The organism is Pseudomonas sp. Ant30-3, assembly GCF_000690905.1.
Taxonomy (GTDB): domain Bacteria; phylum Pseudomonadota; class Gammaproteobacteria; order Pseudomonadales; family Pseudomonadaceae; genus Aquipseudomonas.
Genome location: NZ_JMCL01000044.1, coordinates 1 through 24,184, shown reverse-complemented (window position 1 = coordinate 24,184; position 24,184 = coordinate 1). Strand labels below are relative to the sequence as shown.

General features: G+C 58.2%; 24 protein-coding genes. 6 read left to right on the top strand and 18 right to left on the bottom strand.

The features are described from left to right. Nucleotides 1–4: 4 nt before the first annotated feature. The 10 genes from tolQ to DU29_RS0111905 all read right to left on the bottom strand — a co-directional run bounded on the left by tolQ (nt 5) and on the right by DU29_RS0111905 (nt 7,950). A complete protein-coding gene (gene tolQ / locus DU29_RS0111950; protein ID WP_008147369.1) occupies nt 5–700 on the bottom strand; it encodes a protein TolQ in 696 nt (231 codons plus the stop codon). After that, on the bottom strand, nt 690–1,157 hold the full coding sequence (ybgC, locus tag DU29_RS0111945) for a tol-pal system-associated acyl-CoA thioesterase (RefSeq protein WP_028621918.1): 468 nt from the start codon (nt 1,155–1,157) through the stop codon (nt 690–692). The genes tolQ and ybgC overlap by 11 nt, the downstream gene beginning before the upstream one ends. A 127-nt stretch (nt 1,158–1,284) precedes the next feature. Continuing rightward, nucleotides 1,285–2,346, bottom strand: a complete 1,062-nt coding sequence (gene ruvB, locus DU29_RS0111940; RefSeq protein ID WP_028621917.1) for a Holliday junction branch migration DNA helicase RuvB — start codon at nt 2,344–2,346, stop codon at nt 1,285–1,287. Continuing rightward, nucleotides 2,347–2,964: a Holliday junction branch migration protein RuvA gene (gene ruvA, locus DU29_RS0111935; RefSeq protein WP_028621916.1), complete on the bottom strand. Its 618-nt coding sequence runs from the start codon at nt 2,962–2,964 to the stop codon at nt 2,347–2,349. Between the two features lie 113 nt (nt 2,965–3,077). Further along, a complete protein-coding gene (gene ruvC, locus DU29_RS0111930; RefSeq protein WP_028621915.1) occupies nt 3,078–3,602 on the bottom strand; it encodes a crossover junction endodeoxyribonuclease RuvC in 525 nt (174 codons plus the stop codon). A gap of 159 nt (nt 3,603–3,761) precedes the next feature. Next, entirely contained in the window at nt 3,762–4,508 is a 747-nt protein-coding gene (locus DU29_RS0111925; protein WP_028621914.1) for a YebC/PmpR family DNA-binding transcriptional regulator, read from the bottom strand. Between the two features lie 148 nt (nt 4,509–4,656). Further along, on the bottom strand, nt 4,657–6,432 hold the full coding sequence (gene aspS / locus DU29_RS0111920) for an aspartate--tRNA ligase (protein ID WP_028621913.1): 1,776 nt from the start codon (nt 6,430–6,432) through the stop codon (nt 4,657–4,659). 105 nt (nt 6,433–6,537) lie between these two features. Continuing rightward, a complete protein-coding gene (locus DU29_RS0111915; RefSeq protein WP_010457489.1) occupies nt 6,538–6,759 on the bottom strand; it encodes an FmdB family zinc ribbon protein in 222 nt (73 codons plus the stop codon). 131 nt (nt 6,760–6,890) lie between these two features. Then, nucleotides 6,891–7,229 carry a ribbon-helix-helix domain-containing protein gene (locus tag DU29_RS0111910; RefSeq protein WP_028621912.1) on the bottom strand — a complete coding sequence of 113 codons (339 nt, stop codon included), beginning with the start codon at nt 7,227–7,229 and terminating at the stop codon, nt 6,891–6,893. Nucleotides 7,230–7,479: 250 nt separating this feature from the next. Then, entirely contained in the window at nt 7,480–7,950 is a 471-nt protein-coding gene (locus DU29_RS0111905) for a Dps family protein (RefSeq protein WP_028621911.1), read from the bottom strand. A gap of 308 nt (nt 7,951–8,258) precedes the next feature. On the opposite strand from DU29_RS0111905, the gene DU29_RS1000000133580 reads away from it, so the two are divergent. Beyond that, nucleotides 8,259–8,861, top strand: a complete 603-nt coding sequence (locus tag DU29_RS1000000133580; RefSeq protein ID WP_028621910.1) for a cold-shock protein — start codon at nt 8,259–8,261, stop codon at nt 8,859–8,861. A gap of 72 nt (nt 8,862–8,933) precedes the next feature. Here the strand turns inward: DU29_RS1000000133580 and DU29_RS0111895 are convergent, their stop codons facing one another. Both DU29_RS0111895 and DU29_RS0111890 read right to left on the bottom strand, forming a co-directional pair. Continuing rightward, nucleotides 8,934–9,140 carry a SlyX family protein gene (locus DU29_RS0111895; protein WP_028621909.1) on the bottom strand — a complete coding sequence of 69 codons (207 nt, stop codon included), beginning with the start codon at nt 9,138–9,140 and terminating at the stop codon, nt 8,934–8,936. Nucleotides 9,141–9,142: 2 nt separating this feature from the next. Then, a complete protein-coding gene (locus DU29_RS0111890) occupies nt 9,143–9,568 on the bottom strand; it encodes an HIT domain-containing protein (protein ID WP_028621908.1) in 426 nt (141 codons plus the stop codon). Between the two features lie 897 nt (nt 9,569–10,465). Between DU29_RS0111890 and DU29_RS0111885 the strand changes: the two genes are divergently transcribed. Next, nucleotides 10,466–11,809 (top strand): OprD family porin, encoded by a 1,344-nt coding sequence (locus DU29_RS0111885; protein ID WP_028621907.1) that lies wholly within the window; start codon nt 10,466–10,468, stop codon nt 11,807–11,809. Nucleotides 11,810–11,885: 76 nt separating this feature from the next. Here the strand turns inward: DU29_RS0111885 and DU29_RS0111880 are convergent, their stop codons facing one another. Both DU29_RS0111880 and DU29_RS0111875 read right to left on the bottom strand, forming a co-directional pair. Then, nucleotides 11,886–12,728: a mechanosensitive ion channel family protein gene (locus DU29_RS0111880; RefSeq protein WP_028621906.1), complete on the bottom strand. Its 843-nt coding sequence runs from the start codon at nt 12,726–12,728 to the stop codon at nt 11,886–11,888. A gap of 130 nt (nt 12,729–12,858) precedes the next feature. After that, a complete protein-coding gene (locus DU29_RS0111875; protein WP_028621905.1) occupies nt 12,859–13,344 on the bottom strand; it encodes a YajQ family cyclic di-GMP-binding protein in 486 nt (161 codons plus the stop codon). A gap of 140 nt (nt 13,345–13,484) precedes the next feature. Here DU29_RS0111875 and DU29_RS0111870 point away from each other — a divergent pair, with 140 nt between their 5' ends. From DU29_RS0111870 to DU29_RS0111860, 3 genes are read left to right on the top strand one after another with little or no spacing between them, the layout of a single operon-like run. After that, nucleotides 13,485–14,402: a putative 2-dehydropantoate 2-reductase gene (locus DU29_RS0111870; RefSeq protein ID WP_028621904.1), complete on the top strand. Its 918-nt coding sequence runs from the start codon at nt 13,485–13,487 to the stop codon at nt 14,400–14,402. Between the two features lie 45 nt (nt 14,403–14,447). Then, complete coding sequence (locus DU29_RS0111865; RefSeq protein WP_028621903.1) at nt 14,448–16,484, top strand: sensor histidine kinase; 2,037 nt, start codon at nt 14,448–14,450, stop codon at nt 16,482–16,484. Between the two features lie 2 nt (nt 16,485–16,486). After that, nucleotides 16,487–17,068: a cob(I)yrinic acid a,c-diamide adenosyltransferase gene (locus tag DU29_RS0111860; protein WP_028621902.1), complete on the top strand. Its 582-nt coding sequence runs from the start codon at nt 16,487–16,489 to the stop codon at nt 17,066–17,068. Nucleotides 17,069–17,172: 104 nt separating this feature from the next. Here DU29_RS0111860 and DU29_RS0111855 read toward each other — a convergent pair whose 3' ends face one another. The 4 genes from DU29_RS0111855 to secA form a co-directional block, all read right to left on the bottom strand. After that, entirely contained in the window at nt 17,173–18,123 is a 951-nt protein-coding gene (locus DU29_RS0111855; RefSeq protein WP_028621901.1) for a Nudix family hydrolase, read from the bottom strand. After that, entirely contained in the window at nt 18,120–18,752 is a 633-nt protein-coding gene (locus tag DU29_RS0111850; protein ID WP_028621900.1) for a glutathione S-transferase family protein, read from the bottom strand. Before DU29_RS0111850 ends, DU29_RS0111855 begins: the two co-directional genes overlap by 4 nt. Before the next feature lie 219 nt (nt 18,753–18,971). Further along, the gene (gene argJ, locus DU29_RS0111845) at nt 18,972–20,189 is read right to left on the bottom strand and encodes a bifunctional glutamate N-acetyltransferase/amino-acid acetyltransferase ArgJ (RefSeq protein ID WP_028621899.1); all 1,218 of its coding nucleotides are present in this window, start codon (nt 20,187–20,189) and stop codon (nt 18,972–18,974) included. Between the two features lie 121 nt (nt 20,190–20,310). Beyond that, complete coding sequence (gene secA, locus DU29_RS0111840) at nt 20,311–23,046, bottom strand: preprotein translocase subunit SecA (RefSeq protein WP_028621898.1); 2,736 nt, start codon at nt 23,044–23,046, stop codon at nt 20,311–20,313. Between the two features lie 307 nt (nt 23,047–23,353). On the opposite strand from secA, the gene DU29_RS0111835 reads away from it, so the two are divergent. Continuing rightward, nucleotides 23,354–23,809: a DUF721 domain-containing protein gene (locus DU29_RS0111835; RefSeq protein ID WP_028621897.1), complete on the top strand. Its 456-nt coding sequence runs from the start codon at nt 23,354–23,356 to the stop codon at nt 23,807–23,809. Nucleotides 23,810–24,184 lie beyond the last annotated feature (375 nt).

Here is a 24,184-nt window from a genome sequence, read left to right as displayed (position 1 = left end):
CTGCTTATTCTTCGCTGGTGTGCACTTTGCGGTGCAGGATCGCCTGGAATTCATCGGCGAAGGTGTAGTAACGGCCCAGCAAGGTTTCGCTGCGTGCAGCAAAACGGTTGTAAGCGATAACGGCCGGGATGGCGGCAAACAGGCCGATTGCCGTAGCAATCAGTGCCTCGGCGATACCCGGAGCCACGGTGGCCAGGGTCGCTTGCTGGGCAGTGGCCAGGCCACGGAAGGAGTTCATGATGCCCCAGACGGTGCCGAACAGGCCGATGTACGGGCTGACGGAACCCACGGTGGCGAGGAACGGCAGGCTTTGTTCGAGCTTTTCTTCTTCGCGGGAAATGGCGACGCGCATGGCACGGGCCACACCTTCCATGACCGCTTCCGGATCAACGCCTGGCTGCTGACGCAGACGGGAGAATTCCTTGAAGCCGGCGCGGAAGATTTGCTCGACGCCCGAGTCCGGATCAGGATTGCTGCCGGCCTGACGGTACAGTTTTGACAGGTCGATACCGGACCAGAAGCGCTCTTCAAAGCTCTCCAGGGCACGTCGACCGGCGCGCAGCAAGTTGCTGCGCTGAAAGATCATGATCCATGAGGTCACCGATGCGGCTACCAGGATCAGCATTACCAGTTGCACCACGATACTGGCATTGCTGACCAGGCTCCACATGGAGGAATGGTCGACGACGTTAGCTTCCACGCTTTATCTCCTGCTTTGAGTGTGTACCCGCGCCGCTCACGTCGGCAAAGGCCGCACGTAGAGCTTCGGGAATGGCCCGGGGTTTTAAACTTTCAGTGCGCACACAGGCCACCAAAAACTGCCCTTCACAGAGCAGCGCATCATCTGTAGCCCGTCTGACCTGCTGCTTGAAACGCAGGCTGACACGGTTCAATTCGATTACTTCTGCACTTACCAGAAGCTCGTCGTCCAGTCGCGCCGGCGCGTGGTAACGCGCTTCGCTGGAATGCACGACAAACAACAGGTCCTCCCCTGCCAGCTGGGATTGGGCAAAGCCCAACGCCCGGAGCCGCTCGGTGCGAGCCCGTTCCATAAACTTGAGGTAATTGACGTAATACACGATGCCGCCCGCGTCGGTGTCTTCGTAATAAACGCGACAACGATGTGCGAACGGCTCAAGCCCGTTTTGCGCGCGCATACTCTAGTGCTTACTCCTCAGGTTGCCAATCCGGCGAGGCAACTGTTTTTCATTGTTCTGCGGCTTTCTCGCGAAAGTACGGTCCTGGGACAGTACAATGCCCGAAAATTCATCACGCAAAAGTTAATTAATCGTCCACTGCATCGAGGAATTCGTCTACCACGGGCATCTCGCCCAATCGTGACGGAATGTTTAAGCCGAAATGCAAATAGGCATGTCGCGTAACCACCCGCCCCCGCGGTGTGCGCATGATGTAACCCTGCTGGATCAGATAGGGCTCCAGCACGTCTTCAATGGTGTGGCGTTCTTCGCTGATCGCCGCGGCGAGACTGTCCACCCCGACCGGCCCGCCATCGAACTTCTCGATCATGGTCAACAGCAGGCGTCGATCCTGATGATCGAAACCACGTTCGTCGACATCCAGAAGATTCAGGGCAAGGTCGGCAATCGGCTTGGTGATGTGCCCCTTGGCCCGGACCTCGGCAAAATCGCGCACCCGTCGCAACAGACGGTTGGCGATGCGCGGAGTTCCACGGGCGCGTCGGGCGATTTCAAAGGCGCCTTCCGGGTCCAGTGGCAAACCGAGGATGGTAGCCGAGCGACTGACAATGGTTGCGAGGTCGGCCGTGCTGTAAAACTCCAGCCGCTGAACGATGCCGAAGCGATCGCGCAACGGGTTGGTCAGCATGCCGGCACGGGTGGTTGCACCAACCAGAGTGAACGGCGGCAGATCCAGCTTGATGGAGCGCGCTGCAGGCCCTTCACCGATCATGATGTCGAGCTGAAAATCTTCCATTGCCGGGTACAGCACTTCTTCGACGATCGGCGACAGACGATGGATTTCATCAATAAACAGCACATCGTGCGGCTCGAGGTTGGTCAGCAATGCTGCCAGATCACCGGGCCGCTCAAGCACCGGGCCGGAGGTGCTCTTGATCGAAACGCCCATTTCCTGCGCGATGATGTTGGCCAGCGTGGTCTTACCCAGGCCTGGCGGGCCGAAAATCAGCGTGTGATCCAGCGACTCGTTGCGTCCGCGCGCCGCCTGGATAAACAGCTCCATTTGCTCGCGAACGGTCGGCTGACCAATGTATTCAGCCAGGCTGACAGGACGAATCGCCCGGTCCTGCACCTCTTCACGGTCGCGGGGGGCCGGCGTGGCGGCAATCAGACGGTCAGCTTCAATCACTTAAATCATTCCCTTCAGGGCACGGCGAATCAGGTCTTCACTGCTCAAGCCTTTCTCTTTGATCGCGGAAATTGCCTTGCTGGCTTCCTGTGGCTTGTAGCCCAGGGAAATCAGCGCGCTGACCGCGTCGTTTTCGGCAGTGGCGACCGCTGCCGGCGCATCCGGCCCGCCCGGCTGGTTTGGCACCAGGGCAAACATCGCCGGCACGGTTTCCCACGCCTTGAAGCGATCCTTGAGCTCCACCAGCAAACGCTCGGCAGTTTTCTTGCCCACGCCCGGCACCCTGGTCAGGGCCGACGTGTCCTGGGATTGCACGCAACGCACGAGCTCATCAACTTCAAGACTCGACATCAAGGCCAGCGCCAGTTTTGGCCCTACCCCATTGAGACGGATCAACTCACGAAAGAAGTCTCGCTCACGCTTGCTAGCGAAACCATAGAGTAACTGCGCGTCTTCGCGTACGACCAAATGGGTGTGCAGCGTCAGCGGTTCGCCGACCGACGGCAAGCGATACAACGTGGTCATGGGCACTTCCAGCTCATACCCCAGACCGTTTACATCCAGAATCAGGTGCGGCGGCTGTTTCTCAGCCAAGGTGCCGCGCAAGCGTCCAATCACGTTTCAGATCCTTGAGCGTTGGCCAGCCTAGGGCTGGCGACTGACAGAACAAGGAATTGCGCCGACGACCCAGGCGCAAATTCCTCATTCCTTAAAAATGACTGCTGATGCTATCAGAGACGCAGGCGCCCGCCACGACTGCGTGCGGCGCCCAAGCCGTGCGGTAACAGACTGGAGCGAGTGTGGGCATGACAAATAGCGATCGCCAGGGCGTCCGAGGCATCGATCTGCGGTTTGCTGGTCAGCTTCAGCATGTGCATGACCATCATTTGCACCTGCTCTTTATTAGCCGCGCCGGTGCCGGTCACCGCCTGCTTGACCTGGGTCGCGGTGTATTCGGCAATTTCCAGGCTTTCTTCGGCGCCGGCAACGATTGCCGCGCCGCGCGCCTGCCCGAGTTTCAACGCAGAATCGGCGTTGCGCGCCATGAACACTTTTTCGATGCCCATGGTGACCGGGCCGTAGGTCTGGATGACTTCACGGACACTGCGATAAACGATTTGCAGCCGCTCGTGCAGCTCGCCGGAGCCGGTCCGAATGCACCCGGACGCCACGTATACACAGCCACGCCCGGTGTCGCTAACCACGCCATAACCGGTGATGCGCGAACCGGGGTCGATGCCAAGAATTAAAGTCATAAGGCCTGCAGGTTAAATAAATGCACGATGCTTCAATACACGCAGAACCCGTGTGGGAGCGAGCCTGCTCGCGAAGGCGATTTCATATTCAGCAGAGTTGCTGCCTGAGTGTTCGCATTCGCGAGCAGGCTCGCTCCCACATTGGATCTTGGTCGCCCTTTAGCCTAGCTGAGCTGCCACATCTTCCGGAATGTCCGCGTTGGAATACACATTCTGCACATCATCCAGGTCTTCAAGCATGTCGATCAGTTTGAGGACTTTCTCTGCACCTTCCAGATCCAGTTCGGCGCTGGTTGTCGGCAGCATGACGATTTCCGCATCATCGCCTTTGAACCCGGCCGCATCCAGCGCGTTACGCACGGAATAAAAACCGGCGAACGAGGTGAACACGTCAATCGACCCGTCTTCATGAGTCACCACGTCATCAGCGTCCGCTTCCATGGCCGCTTCGATCAACGCGTCTTCATCAACGCCCGGAGCAAAGGAAATCTGCCCCTTGCGCTCAAACAGGTAAGCCACGGAGCCATCGGTGCCGAGGTTGCCGCCGCACTTGCTGAAGGCATGGCGGACAGCCGCTGCGGTGCGATTGCGGTTGTCGGTCATGCACTCGACCATCACTGCCACGCCGCCCGGCCCGTAACCTTCATAGGTCAGTTCGACCATGTCGTCGGTATCGGCTGCGCCGGCACCGCGAGCGACCGCACGATCAATGATGTCGCGGCTCATGTTGGCGCCGAGGGCCTTGTCCAGCGCCAGTCGCAAGCGCGGGTTGGAACCCGGATCACTGCCGCCCTGACGCGCGGCAACGGTCAGTTCACGAATCCACTTGGTGAAAATCTTGCCTTTCTTGGCATCCTGACGCTCTTTGCGGTGCTTGATGTTCGCCCACTTGGAATGGCCAGCCATAACACAACTCCGAAATTCTCTAGAAACCTTATCGATCCCGCCCCAGGCGGTCTTATCTTTTAAAGTGCAGCTCTTGTAACGCAAAGGCGCATCCGAAGATGCGCCTTTTAGACTGCCTCAAACCTCATCGCGCTTTCACGCAGCAGCCTTACTCAGCCTTCGGCGTCTCGCGCAGACGGATGTGCAGCTCGCGCAAAGCCTTGGCATCCACCACACCCGGCGCCTGCGTCATCACATCGGCAGCACTCTGGGTTTTCGGGAACGCGATCACTTCACGGATCGACTGTGCGCCGGTCATCAGCATCACCAGACGGTCAAGACCGAAGGCCAGACCACCGTGGGGCGGCGCGCCGTATTTCAGGGCGTCGAGCAGGAAGCCGAATTTCTCCTCCTGTTCCGCTTCGTTGATACCCAGCAGACGGAACACCGATTGCTGCATTTCCTTGCGGTGGATACGGATCGAACCGCCACCCAGTTCCGTGCCGTTCAGGACCATGTCGTAGGCACGGGACAGAGCGCCAGCCGGGTTGGCTTCGAGCTCTTGCGGCGTGCATTTCGGAGCGGTGAACGGGTGGTGCAAGGCGCTGAAGCTGCCGTCTTCGTTTTCTTCGAACATCGGGAAGTCGACGACCCACATCGGCGCCCACTTGCAGGTCAGCAGGTCGAGGTCGTGGCCCAGCTTGATACGCAGCGCACCCAAGGCTTCGCTGACGATCTTGGCCTTGTCGGCACCGAAGAACACGATGTCGCCATCGACCGCACCCACGCGATCCAGGATCGCGTTCAGGTTTTCCAGCGGAATGTTTTTGACGATTGGCGACTGCAGGCCTTCAACACCGTTGGCGCGCTCGTTGACCTTGATGTACGCCAGGCCCTTGGCACCGTAGATGCCGACGAACTTGGTGTAATCGTCGATCTGCTTGCGCGGCATGCTCGCCCCGCCTGGAACGCGCAAGGCGGCAATACGGCATTTCGGGTCGTTGGCCGGGCCGCTGAACACCTTGAAGTCGACTTCCTTGAGCTGATCGGCCACGTCCACCAGTTCCAGCGGGTTACGCAGGTCTGGCTTGTCGGAACCGTAGCGGCGCATGGCTTCTTCGAAAGTCATGTGCGGGAACTCACCGAACTCCAGGTTCAGCACTTCCTTGAACAGGTTGCGGATCATTTGCTCGGTGAGGCCCATGATCTCTTTCTCATCGAGGAAGCTGGTCTCGATGTCGATCTGGGTGAATTCCGGCTGGCGGTCGGCGCGCAGGTCTTCGTCACGGAAGCACTTGGCGATCTGGTAGTAACGGTCGAAGCCGGCCACCATCAGCAATTGCTTGAACAGCTGCGGCGATTGCGGCAAGGCAAAGAAGCTGCCGGCGTGAGTACGGCTCGGCACCAGATAGTCACGTGCGCCTTCCGGCGTGGCACGGGTCAGGATCGGCGTTTCGACGTCGAGGAAACCGTTTTCATCGAGGAAGCGGCGGATGCTGGTGGTCATGCGCGAACGCAGACGCAGCTTCTCGGCCATTTCCGGGCGACGCAAGTCGAGGAAGCGATAACGCAGGCGGGTTTCTTCGCCGACGTCGGAGTACTCGTTGAGCGGGAACGGCGGGGTTTCCGACTCGTTCAGCACTTCCAGCTCGTAACCCAGCACTTCGATCATGCCCGACGCCATGTTGGCGTTGGTGGCACCGGCCGGACGCAGACGGACCTTGCCGGTGATTTTCACGACGTACTCGCTGCGCACGCGATCAGCGGCGGCGAAGCTTTCGGCGCGATCAGGATCGAACACCACCTGGGCCAGACCGTCACGATCACGGATATCGAGGAAAATCACCCCACCGTGGTCACGGCGACGGTGAACCCATCCGCAAAGGGTAATTTCCTGGCCTTCCAGGCTTTCGTTCAGTTGGCCGCAATAATGGCTGCGCATCATGGTCGTGGTCACTTCTCGTAATTCGAAATTCGGTTGGAGGCCTTGCACCATCCGCTGCTGGACGATGCAAGAACCCGCACGTGTGGTTCAACTCGGCTCCAGGCCCTAGTCAGCTTTGTCGCCGCCGGCAAGGTTCTTCTTGGAACCGGTCTTGAAATCGGTCTCGTACCAGCCGGTACCGCTAAGGCGGAAACCCGGCATGGACAGCATCTTTTTAAGCTCTGGCGCCTGACAGGCAGGGCAGTCGACCAGCGGTGCTGCGCTGATCTTTTGAATGGCTTCCAACTGATGACCACAGGAAGCACATTGATAGTCGTACATCGGCATGGGGGTTGTCTCGGCGATCAGATTGCTACCGCGCACCCTGGGTTTTGCGGCAAAGAGCGGGATTATATCCATTAAATGCAGCCTGTGCAGCCGTAAGTCCGCACAGACTGACACTCGCTGCTGTCACCTGGTCAGGCCGTGATCACGTCATTTCCTTCTTTGAGGCTATGGACGACGCAGACAACCCGCACCAGCCCGCTGAAATTTTTCACGCCACCGTGCCGCAAGTGCACTTCACGGTCCACGTGCGACAGTAGCGAACTGATCGAACAACAATTGACCTTGGCCATTTCGGCGAGAATGTCCCAATAAACCTGCTCAAGCCGCAGACACGTGGCAAAACCATTCAAGCGCACTGATCGCGACAACGGCTGCGCCAGGCCCATATCGAATTCCCGGATAAACGGATCGACTCTCGCATCCTTGAATGATCCGACCCGGTTTGCTTTTCGTCCATCTTCATAAACCATATCGCTGACACTCCTTTGCCAATTCCGGTTTCAAGAACTCTGTTGCCAGTCCTATAAAAACGCAGGCGCGAAGTTATCTCCAGATGACTTTATGACCGTCAACGTAGGATAAGCCAACAACTTGGGGCGGATAGTGGAGAGCGTCCTAGTCCAGACGATTTCCTACACAAACATGAGAAGATTCATTCAACCGGCAGTGGATAAAACGATTGCGCGAACAACGCCCGTGGGCATCATTCGCGCACCGCCGTTACTGATCGAGAAGCGAGCGCAACATCCACGCGGTTTTCTCGTGAACCTGCATACGCTGGGTTAACAGGTCGGCCGTCGGCTCATCGCTGACTTTGTCGAGCAGAGGGAAGATACCGCGCGCGGTACGCGTGACCGCCTCCTGACCCTCCACCAGTTGCCTGATCATGTCTTCAGCGCTTGGCACACCCTCTTCTTCCTTGATCGAAGACAGGCGTGCATAAACCGAATAAGCGCCAGGGGCCGGAAAGCCGAGCGCACGAATACGTTCGGCGATCGAATCGACGGCCAGCGCCAGCTCGTTGTATTGCTCTTCGAACATCAAGTGCAGGGTCCGAAACATGGGACCCGTGACGTTCCAGTGGAAATTATGGGTTTTCAAATAAAGTACGTAAGTGTCCGATAGCAGACGCGAAAGCCCATCAACAATGGACTTGCGATCTTCTTCACTGATACCAATATCAATTGCCATGTTTTTCCCCTAAAGGTGATCGAATTCATCCAACAGGTGCAGCCCCACTCTAGCAAGCCTGTCGCCACACTGCAGCCCTGGATGCCATCCCGGGCTGCGACAAATTGACCGCAGAACACCGCTGGACCGCCTGATTTGAGTAGCCGCAAGCTTTGCTGTTAAATAGGCAGCGTGTCGCTAGTGCCTCTTTTTCCGGGCGCTGCGCATAGGCTGATACCGCGTACGTGTCCAACGCCTCTTTTTGTTCTGAAGCGAACCGTGCGTCATCAGCTCTTCCTTGTGATCCGTCTTAACGTGAGTTAATCAAAATGTTGAAAATCGTCCACCTGCTAATGGGCGCAGCAGCCTTGCTGCTGTCCTTCATCCCGAGTCTGGGATCCGACGCCGTACCTTACCTGCAGCAACCCGATGCACTTTATCTGGCCTTCTTCGGCCTGCTCAACCTCACCCTCGCACCTGTCATTCCTTACTGGAACAAAGGCCCGCGCCACCAATTGCAAATCCTCGTCAGCGTCTTGCTGGTACTGGCGGTGGCGTTGCAAACCCTGGCACTGCTCGCGCCGATGCCGTTCATCGCCGGTCAACCGGCCGTGCTGTTCAGCCTCGTCGTCGCCCTGATTGCCGTTCTTTTGCATTTGGCCATCAGTTTCTACAAATCATCACCGGCCGCCGCTTCGCCAAGCTATGACATGAGCAACCGCGATACCGGCACCGTCAAGTGGTTCAACACGTCCAAGGGCTTCGGCTTCATCTCCCGCGACTCCGGCGATGATATTTTCGTACACTTCCGGGCCATTCGTGGCGAAGGCCATCGCGTTCTGGTCGAAGGCCAGCGCGTGGAGTTCTCCGTGATGAATCGTGACAAAGGCCTGCAAGCCGAAGATGTGATTGCTGCTCTGCCGCGACGCTGATTCAAGGTCGAAAAAAAACCGCGACTCGTCGCGGTTTTTTTACGCCCGGCTATAAATAGCGGGTGCCTGAGGCTAATAATGTGGCGGTGGCGCCTCTTCCTCGAAGGTTTCGAACTGCCCGGCCATTTCTTCCTGCCGTTTAAGCAGTGCCGCCATTTGCAGTTGCAGGCGCTCTACTGCACGCTGCTGCACTGCCAGCACATCGCTCAACGCCTGGATGGTGTCATCCTGAAACGCCAACTGGCTTTCCAGGTCGGTTACGCGATCTTCCAGACTCATGGTCAACCCTCCAGAAAGGTGAAGTCATCGGTCAGCACCAGACGCAGTCGCTCGCGAATTGCTTCGACCTGCTCTGCGCCATACGGTATGGCTGCATGTTTGCCCCAGACCGGCGCAGGCCAGGCGGCATCATCACGCTTACGCACAATTACATGGATATGTAATTGGCTGACCATGTTACCCAACGCCGCAATATTCAACTTGTCGGCGTCGAACGATTCCTTGAGGATTTGCGCCAACGCCGTGGTTTCTTGCCACAGCTGCTGCTGATCGGCGATATCCAACTGAAATATCTCACTGATATTCTCGCGACGCGGCACCAGGATGAACCATGGATAATTCGAATCATTGGACAACAGCAATCGGCTGAGTGGAAAGTCTCCGATCGCAAGTGTGTCTTGTTGAAGTCGTGGATCTAAGGCGAACACTGTGCGCACTCCGTCTGGTCATCAATTTCAGCCTGGCATCGACCCTGCGAGACGGCGCACCAAGCGACAGGCTGTCAGCATACCTGCGAACGGTTTCAGCTTCACGGATGATGCGAGTGCCAGGGGTGCAAGTCACGCTCCGACATGGGCCATTATCTCTGCAGACGCACCATTTCAGTACCTGTGTTACCGGAGGCACGCGCAAAGCAACAGGTAAATCGCGCCCTGCTCGCGTGGGCCTGCCGGCCGCATCCTGTGTATCCGGGATTAAACGTGAAATTTTTTGCACCAAAACCGCACAGTGCGTCTACGCTCAGTGCGACAGGCATCCGCCTTTTACTCACTGAAGGGGTGAACCGGTAACGTTTTTCGCTGTCGGCCAGTCAACTGTGATTGACCATCACACTGACAAGGACGCCGTCAAGCAGGATTAAAAATGGCGTGTAACCCCCGGTTTTATGGGGTTTTTACGGTGACGAGCAGGCTTTTTGAAAAAAACATGGGGTGCATTCTGATTTGAGCACGCTTGTTGCATTACCCCACACATCGCCCTTGAACAAACCGCGGGAAGCGGAGTGCTTAGAGGCCAATAAATAAACGTGGCAAGGCTGCCCGACGGAGATTCACACGCTTTGCAAGGGACTCTTTTTACCGATGCTCAAGCCTGGTAAAACAGCGCTTAGGTTGTTAAAAGCCATTGCATCGGGCTGCAGATTTGCGACGTCCAGCCAGCAGTTTGCGACAGTGTCGTAAAGAAGTTGTAGGGTCAGATTAGCAAGTATCGCCAACAGGGTCGGCGTGATATAAGTTTGCGTCGACACAAAAAGAAAGAGCCGCCCAGATAAAAAAACAGGTGGGACGGCAGTACTCTTCTAAAAACCAAAGGAGCAAATCACGATGCGCGTGATGAAGTGGAGCATGATCGCACTGGCAGTTGCAGCAGCAGCCGGTTCCCAGTTGGCAACAGCCGCACCTTTCGTAAGCGACCAGGCCGAAGCCAAAGGCTTTGTTGAAGACGCTAAACTCGATTTGCTGGTGCGTAACTATTATTTCAACCGTGATAACAAAGACCGCGGCCGGGACCAGAAAGACTGGACTCAAGGCCTGCTCGGCAACTTCAGCTCCGGCTACACCCAAGGTACAGTTGGTGTCGGCGTTGATGCATACGGTTACCTGGCAATCAAACTGGATGGCGGCGACGGCACCAGCGGCTCCGGCAACATGAGCCGCAGCGATACCGTGCGTCCCAACGGTCGTGACGTCAACGACAGCCAGGGTAAAGCCGGCGCGTCGGTCAAAGTACGCGTTTCCAAAACCGAGTTGAAATTCGGCGACATGCAGCCAAGCACCGCGCCGGTGTTTGCTGTTGGCGGCTCCCGTATCCTTCCGCAAACCGCCACTGGCTTCCAGCTGCAGAGCAGCGAGATCCAGGACCTTGATCTGGAAGCAGGTCACTTTTACTCGGCTTCCAGCCAGGATAAAAACGCTCGCGACGGCGGCCTGTACGCAACCTACGCTGGCGTTGAAGCCAAAAACATCGATTATTTCGGCGGCAAGTACGGCATCTCCGAAAACCTGAGCGCCTCCCTGTACGGCGCCAAGCTGGAAGACATCTGGAACCAGTACTACGCGAACCTGAACTACACCATCCCAATGGGTGCAGATCAGTCTCTGAACCTGGACGGTAACATCTACCGTACCACCGACGAAGGCAGCGCCGAAGCGGGCTCCATCAGCAACACAACGTTCTCCCTGGCAGCCGCTTACTCGTTCCTGAAAGCGCACACCGTCACTGTTGGCTTCCAAAAAGTTAACGGCGACACTCCGTTCGACTACATCGGTGTGGGCAAGAACAACCGCGGTGGCGACTCGATCTTCCTCGCAAACTCCATCCAGTATTCCGACTTCAACGGTCCGAACGAAAAATCTGCACAAATTCGTTACGACCTGAAAATGGCTGAGTACGGCGTTCCAGGTCTGAGCTTCATGACCCGTTACGTGAAAGGCTGGGACATCGACGGCACCAACACTCCAGCGGGGAGCGCTTACACTGGCGTGTATGGCGAAGATGGCAAGCACAACGAAACCAACTTCGAAGCCAAGTATGTTATTCAGAGTGGCCCGGCTAAAGACCTTTCCTTCCGCGCTCGTCAAGCATGGCACTTCGCTAATGCTGACGAAGGCGAAGGCGACGTCAAAGAGTTCCGCCTGATCGTTGACTACCCGCTGTCGATCTTGTAATCGCAAGCAGTTAATTTGCGATAACAAACAAAAAGGCCCATCTTCGGATGGGCCTTTTTTGTTGCCTGTTTTTTGCTTACTGCACTGCCGACTCCTGAACCACACGAATCACGCGTTGCGGGAACGGAATATCGATACCGGCCGCTTTCAAGCGGTCACGCGCCTGTTCATTGAACATGAACATCACACTCCAGTAGTCTGCAGTTTTCACCCACACCCGCAGTGATACCGTAATGGAACTGTCACCCAAGGTAGAAATAACTGCCTCCGGCGCTGGATCAGACAAAATCCGGGAGTCTTTGGCCAAGTCCAGCAATACTTCACGGGCCTTCTGCAGATCCGCCTCGTAATCCACACCCACATCAAATACAACTTTGCGCGTTGGCTGACGATTGGTGTTGGTGATGATGCCGTTCGACAGATTGCCGTTAGGCATGATGATGGTCTTGTTATCACCCGTGCGCAGCACGGTGTGGAAGATCTGGATGCTGTCGACGGTGCCGGACACACCCTGCGCTTCGATCCAGTCTCCAATGCGGAACGGACGGAACAGCAGAATCAGCACGCCACCGGCGAAGTTCGCCAGGCTACCTTGCAAGGCCAAGCCGATGGCCAGACCCGCCGCACCAATCGCGGCCACGAATGAGGTGGTTTCCACACCGATCATTGAAGCTACGCTGACAATCAGCAACACCTTGAGGATGATATTCGCCAGGCTGCTGATAAATCCTTGCAGTGCCAGGTCGGCATTGCGCAGTGCGAGCAGACCGCCCAGCTTCTGCGTTACCTTGTTGATCAACCACCAGCCGATGGCCAGCGTGATGACGGCCAGCAGGACGCGGCTGCCGTATTCCATCAACATCGGGATCCAGGCTTGGGACGCCTTGACCAGGTGATCCACTTCAGCATTCAAATCCATTTACGTTCTCCTGATTTCCGGCTACCCGGCAAAAAATGAGCGGCAGAAGGTCGAGCCCGGAGGCTCAACCATTGCCCGCTGTTACTTGGGCCTCGGACGCCGAAAACGCCGAGAGGTTCCGGCTGAGCAGTCAGTCGCGGAAGTTGTTGAATTGCAGCGGCATGTCGAACGTCTTGGCGCGCAGGGCGGCAATCGCTTCCTGCAGATCGTCACGTTTCTTGCCGGTAATGCGTACTTGTTCACCCTGAATGGAAGCTTGCACCTTGAGCTTGGCATCCTTGACGTGAGCAACGATCTTCTTCGCCAGCTCCTTGTCGATGCCTTCCTTCAAGACAGCTTCCTGCTTCATCAACTTGCCCGACGCATAGGCGTCTTTGACTTCGAGGCACTGCACGTCGATTTTGCGCTTGACCAGCGCCAGCTTGAGGATCTCAATCATCGCTTCGAGCTGAAAATCGGCTTCAGCGGTCAGGTTGACGGTGAGGTCTTTTTCCTTGAATTCGAAGGTGCCTTTGCCTTTCAGGTCATAACGACGATCGAGTTCCTTGACGGCGTTTTCCACCGCGTTGGTGACTTCGTGTTTGTCCAGTTCGGATACCACGTCGAACGACGGCATGTAATCTCTCCAGTAAAGGGCGCGTTCGATGTTGATCGAACATGCCTGGCTTGCGGTTAAAATCCGCGCTGATTATAACGGGTCTTTCCGATCATTCACTGTGAGCCTCGAATGCGCGCCTCAAACAGAGCAAAAAGCTGATGTCCACCCCCTGGCATGTTCTGGGCGCCGGCAGTCTTGGCACGTTGTGGGCGACACGTCTGGCCCGGGCCGGACACCCGGTGCGATTGATCGTGCGGGACACGGCGCGGTTGCTGGCTTATCAAGCGGCGGGCGGTCTGACGCTGGTGGAGCATGGCGAAGCGACGACCTACGCTGTCCCTGCCGAGACGGCCGACAGGGGCGAGCCTATTCAGCGTCTGCTGGTCGCGTGCAAAGCCTACGATGCCGAGAAGGCTGTGGCCCAACTGGCCCCGCGGCTGGCGCCGGACGCTGAGGTCATCCTGCTGCAAAACGGTTTGGGCAGTCAGGACGCGGTGGCGGCGCAATTGCCGCAAGCGCGCTGCATCAGCGCTTCGAGCACTGAAGGCGCGTTTCGCGAGGGCGAATGGCGCGTGGTGTTCGCCGGCCACGGCTACACCTGGTTAGGCGACGCCAGCCATCCGGTCGCGCCGATCTGGCTCGAAGACCTCGCCGTCGCCGGCATTCCTCACGAATGGAGCCCCGACATCCTCACCCGGTTATGGCGCAAACTGGCGCTCAATTGTGCGATCAATCCGCTGACCGTGCTGCACAACTGCCGCAACGGCGGTTTGCAGGATCATCAATGCGAAGTAGCCACGCTTTGCGCCGAGCTCGCTGAATTGCTCGAGCGTTGCGGTCAGCCGGCCGCCGCAGAAAACTTGCAGCAGGAAGTTGAGCGAGTGATCCACGCCACCGCCGCCAATTATTCCTCGATGTATCAGGATGTCAGCAACCACCGACGCACCGAAATCAGCTATTTGCTGGGACATGCCTGCAAAGTCGCTGCACGCCACCAACTGAATCTGCCGCACCTCAACCAATTGCAACAGCGACTGATCCATCATCTGCAAAGCCTTGGATTGCCCAGCGACTGAGCAGCGGCTACGCTGGCCACTTGTTCCTCTGCAGCGAAAAACCTGATGCCACTGCGCCAGCGTCTTGAAAATCTACCGGTCGGCCAGAAACTCCTGGCCGCGCTGTTGGTGCTGTTGACCACTGTCCTGCTGGTCGCCAACCTGACCTTTATCAGTGCCGCGTATTACATCTCCCAGGAAAGCATGGCGCCGCAGGCCCTGCAGACCATTGGCCGGCTGGTTTCCAACCCGAGCCTGATTGCCGACGCACTTGAATCGCCGCAGAGCGCCGAACGTCTGCTCAACGAACTCAACAGTTATTCTCCGCTGCGCGCGGCCGCTCTTTATGACGGCCAGGGTGAACGTCTGGCGCAACTGCAAAACGGCGAAAAACTGAGACTGCCGAGCCACTACCGGCAGATCGAATCCTGGCAGGCCACTGAGTTTCGCAGTAATCAGATCATCACCCTGCCCCGCCCCGGCACGGCGCCTGGCCATCTGTTATTGGTGGCCAGCAGCGAACTCCCGATGGCGTTTTACACCGGCACCCTGACCGCCAGTCTCGGCATTTTGATCTTCAGCGTGCTGCTGTGGATGGTGATCGCCCGACAGATCAAACGGCTGATCACCCGACCGATCCATCAGCTGGAAGAGCTCTCCCGGCAGGTCACTCGCGAGGAGAACTACGCACTGCGGGCTTCGCGCGGCAATCACGATGAAATCGGCAGTCTCGCCGAAGCGTTCAATACGATGCTCACGCGCATCGAAGCCCGGGAGCACCAGCTCAAACGCGCTCGCGACGACTCCCAGGCCGCGTATGACCAGGCTCAGGGCCTGGCCGAGGAAACCCGCCACACCAACCGCAAGCTGGAACTCGAAGTCCAGGTGCGCAGCAAGATCGAGAAGAAACTCACCGGTTTCCAGAATTACCTGAATAGCATCATCGACTCGATGCCCTCCGCGCTCATCGCTCTCGACGAGCAACTTTATGTCACGCAGTGGAATCAGGAAGCCAGCGCCTTGTCTGGCACGCGCCTCGACGAAGCGTTGAATCAACCGATCTTCCTCGCCTTCGAACCGCTCAAGCCGTTTTTGCCGCAGCTCAAGCAGACCGTGGAGCAGCACACGGTGGCCAAAATCGAACGCGTCACCTGGTTCAAGGATGAAGAGCCGAAGCACTACGCGCTGACGTTCTACCCACTGATGGGCGGTGCCGGGCGCGGTGTGGTGATCCGGATCGACGACATCACCCAGCGTCTGTCGCTGGAAGAAATGATGGTGCAATCAGAAAAAATGCTCTCTGTGGGGGGGCTCGCCGCAGGCATGGCCCATGAAATCAACAACCCGTTGGGGGCAATCCTGCACAACGTGCAAAACATTCGCCGCCGCTTGTCTTCCGACCTGCCGAAAAACCTTGAGCAAGCCGAACTGGTTGGCATTGAGCTGGACACCGTGAACCAATACCTGCAGGCACGCGAAGTGCCGCAGCTGCTGGACGGTATCCAGCAGGCCGGCGCCCGCGCGGCGAAAATCGTCACGCACATGCTCAGCTTCAGCCGCCGCAGCACCCGGCAGATGGCGCCCTGCGACTTGCCGGCATTGATCGACCAGGCAGTGGAAATTGCCGGCAATGACTTTGACCTGGCGATTGGTTTCGACTTCAAGGGCCAAGCCATCATTCGCCAATTCGATCCCGCATTGGGGCCGGTACCGGGTACCGCCAACGAACTCGAGCAGGTGCTGCTCAACCTGTTGAAAAACGCCGCGCAAGCCATTCACCAGCGCGAAGATGACCGGGAGCCGGGGAAAATTATCCTGCGCACCCGGTTGAACCCGCCGTGGGCGGAAATCCAGGTGGAAGACAACGGCATTGGCATGAGTGAAAACGTGCGCAAACGCACCTTCGAGCCGTTTTTCACTACCAAGGAAATCGGCCAAGGTACCGGGCTTGGCCTGTCGGTTTCGTACTTCATTATCACTAACAACCACAAAGGCCAGATGGAAGTGCAATCATCGCTGGGCCAAGGCACCTGCTTCACCCTGCGCCTCCCCCTGGCGAGCGCTCCGCTGGTTTCTGAAGAACTCAATCCATCATCGAGGTAACCATGGGCTTTCGCTTGTCGAAGATTTACACCCGCACCGGCGACAAAGGCGAGACCGGACTGGGCGACGGCCGCCGCGTACCCAAGGACCATCCGCGCATCGAAGCGATCGGCGAAGTCGATACGCTGAACAGTCAGGTCGGCGTTTTGTTGGCCGGATTGGCGGTGGAATTGCCTGTCTATCCAGGGTTGGAGGAAGTGATCAAGGTGTTGGCGCCGTGCCAGCATCGATTATTCGATCTCGGCGGCGAATTGGCCATGCCGGAATATCAGGCCTTGAGTACTCCGGAGATTGAGCGTCTGGAGGCGGCGATTGATGTGTGGAATGAGGAGCTGGGGCCGCTGGAGAATTTCATCCTGCCGGGTGGTTCGACGTTGATTGCTCAGGCGCATGTTTGCCGCAGCCTGGCGCGCAGTGCCGAGCGGCGGTGTCAGCATTTAAACGCGGTCGAACCATTGACCGGGGTGGGTTTGGCGTATATTAATCGGTTGTCGGATTTGCTGTTTGTTGTGGCGCGGGTGATTGCCAAGCGGCAGGGGGTGGCCGAGATTTTTTGGCAGGCGGCGGTGAAGCCTCAGGAATAACCCGCGCTTGTAAAGCCACTTTCGCGAGCAGGCTCGCTCCCACATTGGATCTGTCTACGCCACAAACCCTGTGGGAGCGAGCCTGCTCGCGAAGAGGCCAGCAACTACACCAAAGAATCAGGCCAAAATGCGCGAATCCCTGCGACACCTTGTGCCCCGGCCGCCCAGGCTTTCTCCTGCTCATCAGGGCCCACACCACCGAGCAGGAACACCGGTTTGCTGAACCCTTCGATCAGGGTCGAAGCCTGCCCCCACCCCAACGGCTGTGCCTCCGGATGCGTCCGGGTCTTTTGCACCGGCGACAAGGTCACGAAGTCCACACCCATCTGCTCCGCCAACGCCAACTCTTCAGCGTTATGGCAGGACGCCGCCAACCAGCGTGAGGCGGGCAACGGCCGTCCGGCGGCAGCGTACTTGCGCAGTTGCGCCGAGGTGATGTGCCAGCCGGCCGAGGGGAAATCGCCCAACCATTCGAAGGGGCCTTTGATCATCAGTTGTGCCTTGCCGGCGCAAAGCCCCGCCGCGTCCACCGCCAGATCACGGTATTTCGGGTCGTAGCCGTTCGGTGCCCTGAGCTGGATCAGTTTGATGCCGCCGGCGATGGCCTTCTGAATGCCGCGCAACAGCGCCGGCGTTTCCAGGTCTTCCGGGGTGATCAAATATTGCGCAGGCAAGCGCGCCGCCGCGACGATCGGCTGATTGGCAGCCGGAAATTCGTAGTTGGGCAAATCACGCGGGGCCACCCATTCCAGCGGCTGACCTTCGGCGCCGTGGGGCTCGCCGGTAAAAGCCGAGACTTCCCAGACATCCAGCAACACCTGCTTGTCCGGGTAGTCATGGTGAATCTTGATCAACGGGCGGGCGGCACTGACCGCAATCCCCAATTCCTCTTGAAGTTCGCGGGCCAGCGCGATCTCGACCGATTCATCCGCCTCGACCTTGCCGCCAGGGAACTCCCAAAGCCCACCCTGATGCTGGGAATCGGCACGGCGGGCGATGAGGATTTTGCCGTGATCATCGCGGATGACAGCGGCGGCTACGTGGACTCGTTTCACTGCCCGACCTCCTGCAGACCTGCCTGTTGCCACGCCTTGAAGGCGGGCCACTGATAGATCGTGTTGATGTAAGCCTCGCCTTCGTCGGACACCGTTACCTGATAGGTACGCAGGCGCACGGCGATCGGGGCAAAGAACGCATCGGCGAGAGTTGGCCGACCGAACAGGAACGGACCGCTTTCGCTGGCGGCGGCGCGGCACTCGGCCCACAACGCCAGCATGCGGTCGATGTCGGTCTGCACCTCAGTCGGCACTGGCGACAGCGGTGCGTCGTGACTGAGGTCGAAGGGCATGTTGCTGCGCATCGCGAAAAAACCGCTGTGCATTTGCGCACAGGCTGAACGCGCCTGGGCACGGGCCGCAACGTCTGCGGGCCAGAGATGCGCGTCGGGAAACTGTTCTGCGAGGTATTCGGCAATCGCCAGGGAATCGGCGATGGTCCCGTGTTCGGTTTTCAGCAGCGGGACTTTCGCGGTGGGCGAATGCCTGAGCAGCTGTTCGCGGGTGTCGGGCTGGTTGAGTTTGATCAACTCTTCGGTGTAAGTAGCGCCGGCCAGTTCAAGGGCCAAAGCGCCGCGCAGGGACCAGGAAGAATACAGTTTGTCGCCGATGATCAGGTGCAGGCTCATGTTCGGGACCTTTTGATGAAGGAAACAAGCCAGTCTGAGTGGTGACTGGCAGTCCACCATCGCGAGCAGGCTCGCTCCCACATTAGATTCTGCAGCAAGCACCTTTTGTGTTCACTGGAGAACCCTGAGGGGATTCTGCAGCAACGCAACTTCTGTGTTCACTGAGATCCCTGTGGGAGCGAGCCTGCTCGCGAATGAGACGACTCGGTCTAGAAAGCGTTAAGTACGATACTCAGCGTTGATCTTCACGTACTCGTGGGACAAATCCGTGGTCCAGATGGTTTCGCTGCAATCGCCGCGTCCCAGCTCGATGCGAATGGTGATTTCCTCCTGTTGCATCACCGCGGCGCCCTGGGCTTCGGTATAGGTCGCGGCGCGGGCGCCTCGGCTGGCGATGCAGACATCGCCGAGGAACACGTCGATCTTGCTTACGTCCAGGTTCGGTACGCCGGCACGGCCGACGGCTGCCAGAATCCGGCCCCAGTTCGGGTCAGAGGCGAACAGCGCCGTCTTGATCAGTGGCGAGTGGGCGACGGTGTAACCGACATCCAGGCACTCCTGATGATTGCCGCCGCCGTTGACTTGTACAGTGACAAACTTGGTTGCGCCTTCGCCGTCGCGGACGATGGCCTGGGCCACGTCCATGCACACTTCGAATACAGCTTGCTTCAGCTTGGCGAACAGCTCACCGCTTGCCGAGGTGATTTCCGGCAATGCTGCCTGACCGGTCGCGATCAGCATGCAGCAGTCGTTGGTCGAGGTGTCGCCGTCGATGGTGATGCGGTTGAACGACTTGTTGGCGCCGTCCAGCAGCAGGTCTTGCAGCACATCGCGCGCGACTTTGGCGTCAGTTGCGATGTAACCGAGCATGGTCGCCATGTTCGGACGAATCATGCCCGCGCCTTTGCTGATGCCAGTGACGGTGATGGTCACGCCGTCATGCTGGAACTGGCGGCTCGCGCCTTTGGGCAGCGTGTCGGTGGTCATGATACCGGTGGCGGCAGCTTCCCAGTTATTCACCGACAGGTCGTCAAGAGCGGCCTGCAGCGCGCCTTCGATTTTCTCGACCGGCAGCGGCTCGCCGATGACGCCGGTGGAGTACGGCAGCACCAGGCTGGCGTCGACGCCGGTCAACTCAGCCAGTTTTGCGCAGGTGCTCTCAGCGGCGGCCAGGCCTGGTTCGCCAGTACCCGCATTGGCGTTGCCGGTGTTGGTCAGCAGGTAACGCACCGGGCCTTGCACACGTTGCTTGGCCAGAATCACCGGCGCGGCGCAAAAAGCATTCAGGGTGAACACGCCCGCAACCGTGGAACCTTCGGCACAACGCATGACCACGACATCCTTGCGCCCCGGGCGCTTGATGCCGGCCGAGGCGATACCGAGTTCAAAACCGGCAACCGGGTGCAACGTTGGTAAAGGACCAAGACCAACAGCCATGAATGCGCTCCTTATCAATGAGGTCAGCACCGCTTACTGGGATAACGGTGGTTTGAATGGCAAAACGCCGCGACGGCTGTGGCCGGTCGCGGCGCGGGTATTTCAGCTTACGGAACGGGTTTTACTGGATCTGCCCGTGGCAATGTTTGAATTTCTTGCCCGAACCGCAGTAACACAGTTCGTTACGGCCCAGCTTCTGCTCGTTGCGTACCGGCACGGTGGCGAGGGCAACGTCGATCTCTTCACCGAGAATTTCCGGCTGCTCAAGACCCGGCGCTTCATCGTGCTGGAACTGCATGCGGGCGGCCAGAGCTTCAGCTTCCTGGCGCAGGCGCGCTTCTTCTTCGATCGGATCTTCGCGGCGAACCTGAACGTGCGAGAGCACACGGATAGAGTCGCGCTTGATCGAATCCAGCAGCTCTGAGAACAGCGTGAACGACTCGCGCTTGTATTCCTGCTTCGGGTTCTTCTGAGCGTAGCCACGCAAGTGGATGCCGTGACGCAGGTGATCCATGGTCGACAGGTGGTCTTTCCACAAATCATCCAGCACGCGCAGAACGATCTGCTTCTCGAAGGTGCGCAGTGCTTCGGCACCGGCCTGGTCTTCTTTCTCGTTGTACGCGGCGATCAGCTCGTTCATCAGCTTCTCGCGCAGGGTTTCTTCGTACAGGTGATCGTCTTCGTCCAGCCACTGCTGGATCGGTAACGTCACACCGAAGTCGCTTTGCAACGCAGCTTCCAGCCCCGCAACGTCCCACTGCTCCGGCAACGATTGCGGTGGAATGTGCGCGCTGATGGTCGCGTTGAGCACGTCCTGACGGAAGTCGGCGATGGTCTCGCCAATGTTGTCGGCGGCCAGCAACGTGTTACGCATGTGATAGATCACTTTACGCTGTTCGTTGTTGACGTCATCGAACTCGAGCAGTTGCTTGCGGATGTCGAAGTTGCGGCCTTCAACCTTGCGCTGCGCCTTCTCGATGGCGTTGGTCACCATGCGGTGTTCGATCGCTTCACCGGACTGCATGCCCAGGGCCTTCATGAAGTTCTTCACCCGGTCAGAGGCAAAGATGCGCATCAGACTGTCTTCCAGCGACAGGTAGAAACGGCTGGAACCGGCGTCACCCTGACGACCGGCACGACCACGCAGCTGGTTGTCGATACGGCGCGATTCGTGACGCTCGGAAGCGATCACCTGCAAACCACCGGACTCCAGCACCTGCTGATGGCGCTTCTGCCAGTCGGCCTTGATCTGCGCGATCTGCTCCGGCGTCGGGTTGTCCAGCGAGGCCACTTCCACTTCCCAGTTGCCGCCCAACAGGATGTCGGTACCACGACCGGCCATGTTGGTGGCGATGGTCAGCGCACCCGGACGACCCGCCTGGGCAATGATCTCGGCTTCCTTTTCGTGGAACTTGGCGTTCAGAACCTTGTGTTCGATGCCTTCCTTGTTGAGCAGATTGGACATGTGCTCGGACGTTTCGATGGTTGCAGTACCCACCAGCACCGGACGGCCCTGGGTCATGCATTCCTTGATGTCATTGATGATCGCCGCGTACTTCTCGTCGGCAGTCAGGAACACCAGGTCGTTGTAGTCTTTGCGCGCCAGCGGTCTGTTTGGCGGAATAACCATCACCGACAAACCGTAGATCTGGTGGAATTCGAACGCTTCGGTGTCAGCCGTACCGGTCATGCCGGACAACTTGTTGTACAGGCGGAAATAGTTCTGGAACGTGGTCGAAGCAAGGGTCTGGCTTTCGGCCTGGATGTTCAGCTCTTCCTTGGCCTCGATTGCCTGGTGCAGGCCCTCGGACAAACGACGGCCCGGCATGGTACGACCGGTGTGTTCGTCGACCAGTACAACCTGACCGTCCTGCACGATGTATTCGATGTTGCGGTGGAACAGCTTGTGCGCACGCAGGCCGGCATAAACGTGGGTCAACAGGCCCAGGTTGTGTGCCGAGTACAGGCTCTCGCCTTCGGCCAGCAGGCCAACGCGGGTGAGCATGTCTTCGATGAATTGGTGACCGGCTTCGTTGAGCTCGACCTGACGGGTTTTCTCGTCGACGGTGTAGTGGCCAGCCTTGGTGACTTCGCCTTCCACTTCTTCGACGTGCAATTCCAGCTGCGGGATCAGTTTGTTGATCTCGACATACATCTTCGAGCTGTCCTCGGCCTGACCGGAAATGATCAGCGGGGTACGCGCTTCGTCGATGAGGATGGAGTCGACTTCGTCGATCACGGCAAAATTGAGTTCGCGCTGGAATTTTTCTTCCATGCTGAACGCCATGTTGTCGCGCAGGTAGTCGAAACCGAATTCGTTGTTGGTGCCGTAGGTAATGTCGGCAGCGTAAGCCAGACGTTTCTCTTCAGGCGGCTGGAATGGTGTGACCACACCCACCGACAGGCCGAGGAATTCGTAGAGCGGGCGCATCCAGTTGGCGTCCCGGCGAGCCAGATAGTCGTTCACCGTCACAACGTGCACGCCTTTGCCGGACAGTGCGTTGAGGTAAACACCCAGGGTGGCCACCAGGGTCTTGCCTTCACCGGTGCGCATTTCCGCGATCATGCCTTCATGCAAGGTCATGCCGCCGATCAGCTGTACATCAAAGTGACGCATACCCATGACACGCTTACCGGCTTCGCGAGCGACCGCAAAGGCTTCTGGCAGCAGTTTGTCGAGGGTTTCCCCTTTGGCGATGCGGGCCTTGAACTCGTCTGTCTTGGCACGCAATTGATCGTCCGAAAGGGCTACCATTTGCTCTTCGAAGGCATTGACGAGTTGCACCGTCTTGAGCATGCGTTTGACTTCACGCTCGTTCTTGCTTCCAAAAAGTTTCTTTAACAAAGGCGCAAACATATCGGCAGGATCTTCCACACTAAAGGGATGGAGGGCGGCCCCGTGAGTCGCCCGAGCAGCCCTCATGGCCGCATGCGAACGAGCATTCTACCCGGAAACGGTGGTGAGGAAAGTGGCGTTATTCCACGATGCTGGCACAGCGCTGTAACGGGGCTCACTTAAAATAGGGGCTTTTTGCCGAACTTCAAGCCGCACGCGTAAGAAGTTAGTCGTTGATTTAATGAGTAAAGCCGGCGCAATGCAATGGGTCGGGCGGGTCAGACGCTTTCTGCTAACATGGCCGCTCTGTTACTTCAGGTGTCTGATCATGGCATTTCGCCCTCTTACGGCCAGAGCACCCGCCGTTCTGCTTCGCGAAGCCAAACCGCTGAAAGCCATCTTCAGCCACGCTCAACGCCTGGGTCATTTACAGCGCCTGGTGGAAAGCCAATTGCAGCCTGCCGCGCGTGAGCATTGCCATGTGGCGTCGTGGCGCGAGGGCAGTTTGCTGTTGATTGTCACTGACGGCCATTGGGCCACTCGCTTGCGGTATCAGCAGAAGCGGTTGCAGCGGCAATTGCAGGTGTTTGATGAGTTTGCGAGTTTGACGCGGATATTGTTCAAGGTTCAGCCGCCGACCGTTCCGCAGGGGGCGGTGGGGCATACGATGGATTTGTCGACCGATGCGGCGGCGACGATTCAGGCGACGGCGGACGGGATCAGTGATCCCAATCTGCGCGCGGCGCTGGAGCGGTTGGCGGCGCATGCCAAACCCAAAACATGAAGAATGTTTAATGTTGGATTCTGAGCTGCCAGGGGATCGAGGGTGTACTCGGTCCACTGTGGGAGCTGGCCTGCCGGCGATGGCCATGTCTTAGGCACCTAGGGTTTTGTCGGTGTGCATATCCGTTTCTTCGGTGATGGCGGCTATTGGTTCCGCCCTTACGGCGGGTCACTTGGAGAAGCGCCAAGTAACCAAGCGCTCTTGCCCCTGACGTCCGGTGGCTCGCTAGTGCTCGCCATGCCTTCGCTCCGGTCCTGCTCCGTGGGCCCGCTGCCATCGGCCATCCATGGCCGGGGGCAGCTAACCCGGCATCCTTGCCGGGTTGCCCACTGCGCAGAACCTGCGCTCAGCCTCCCGACGGAGCGCTAACCGCCA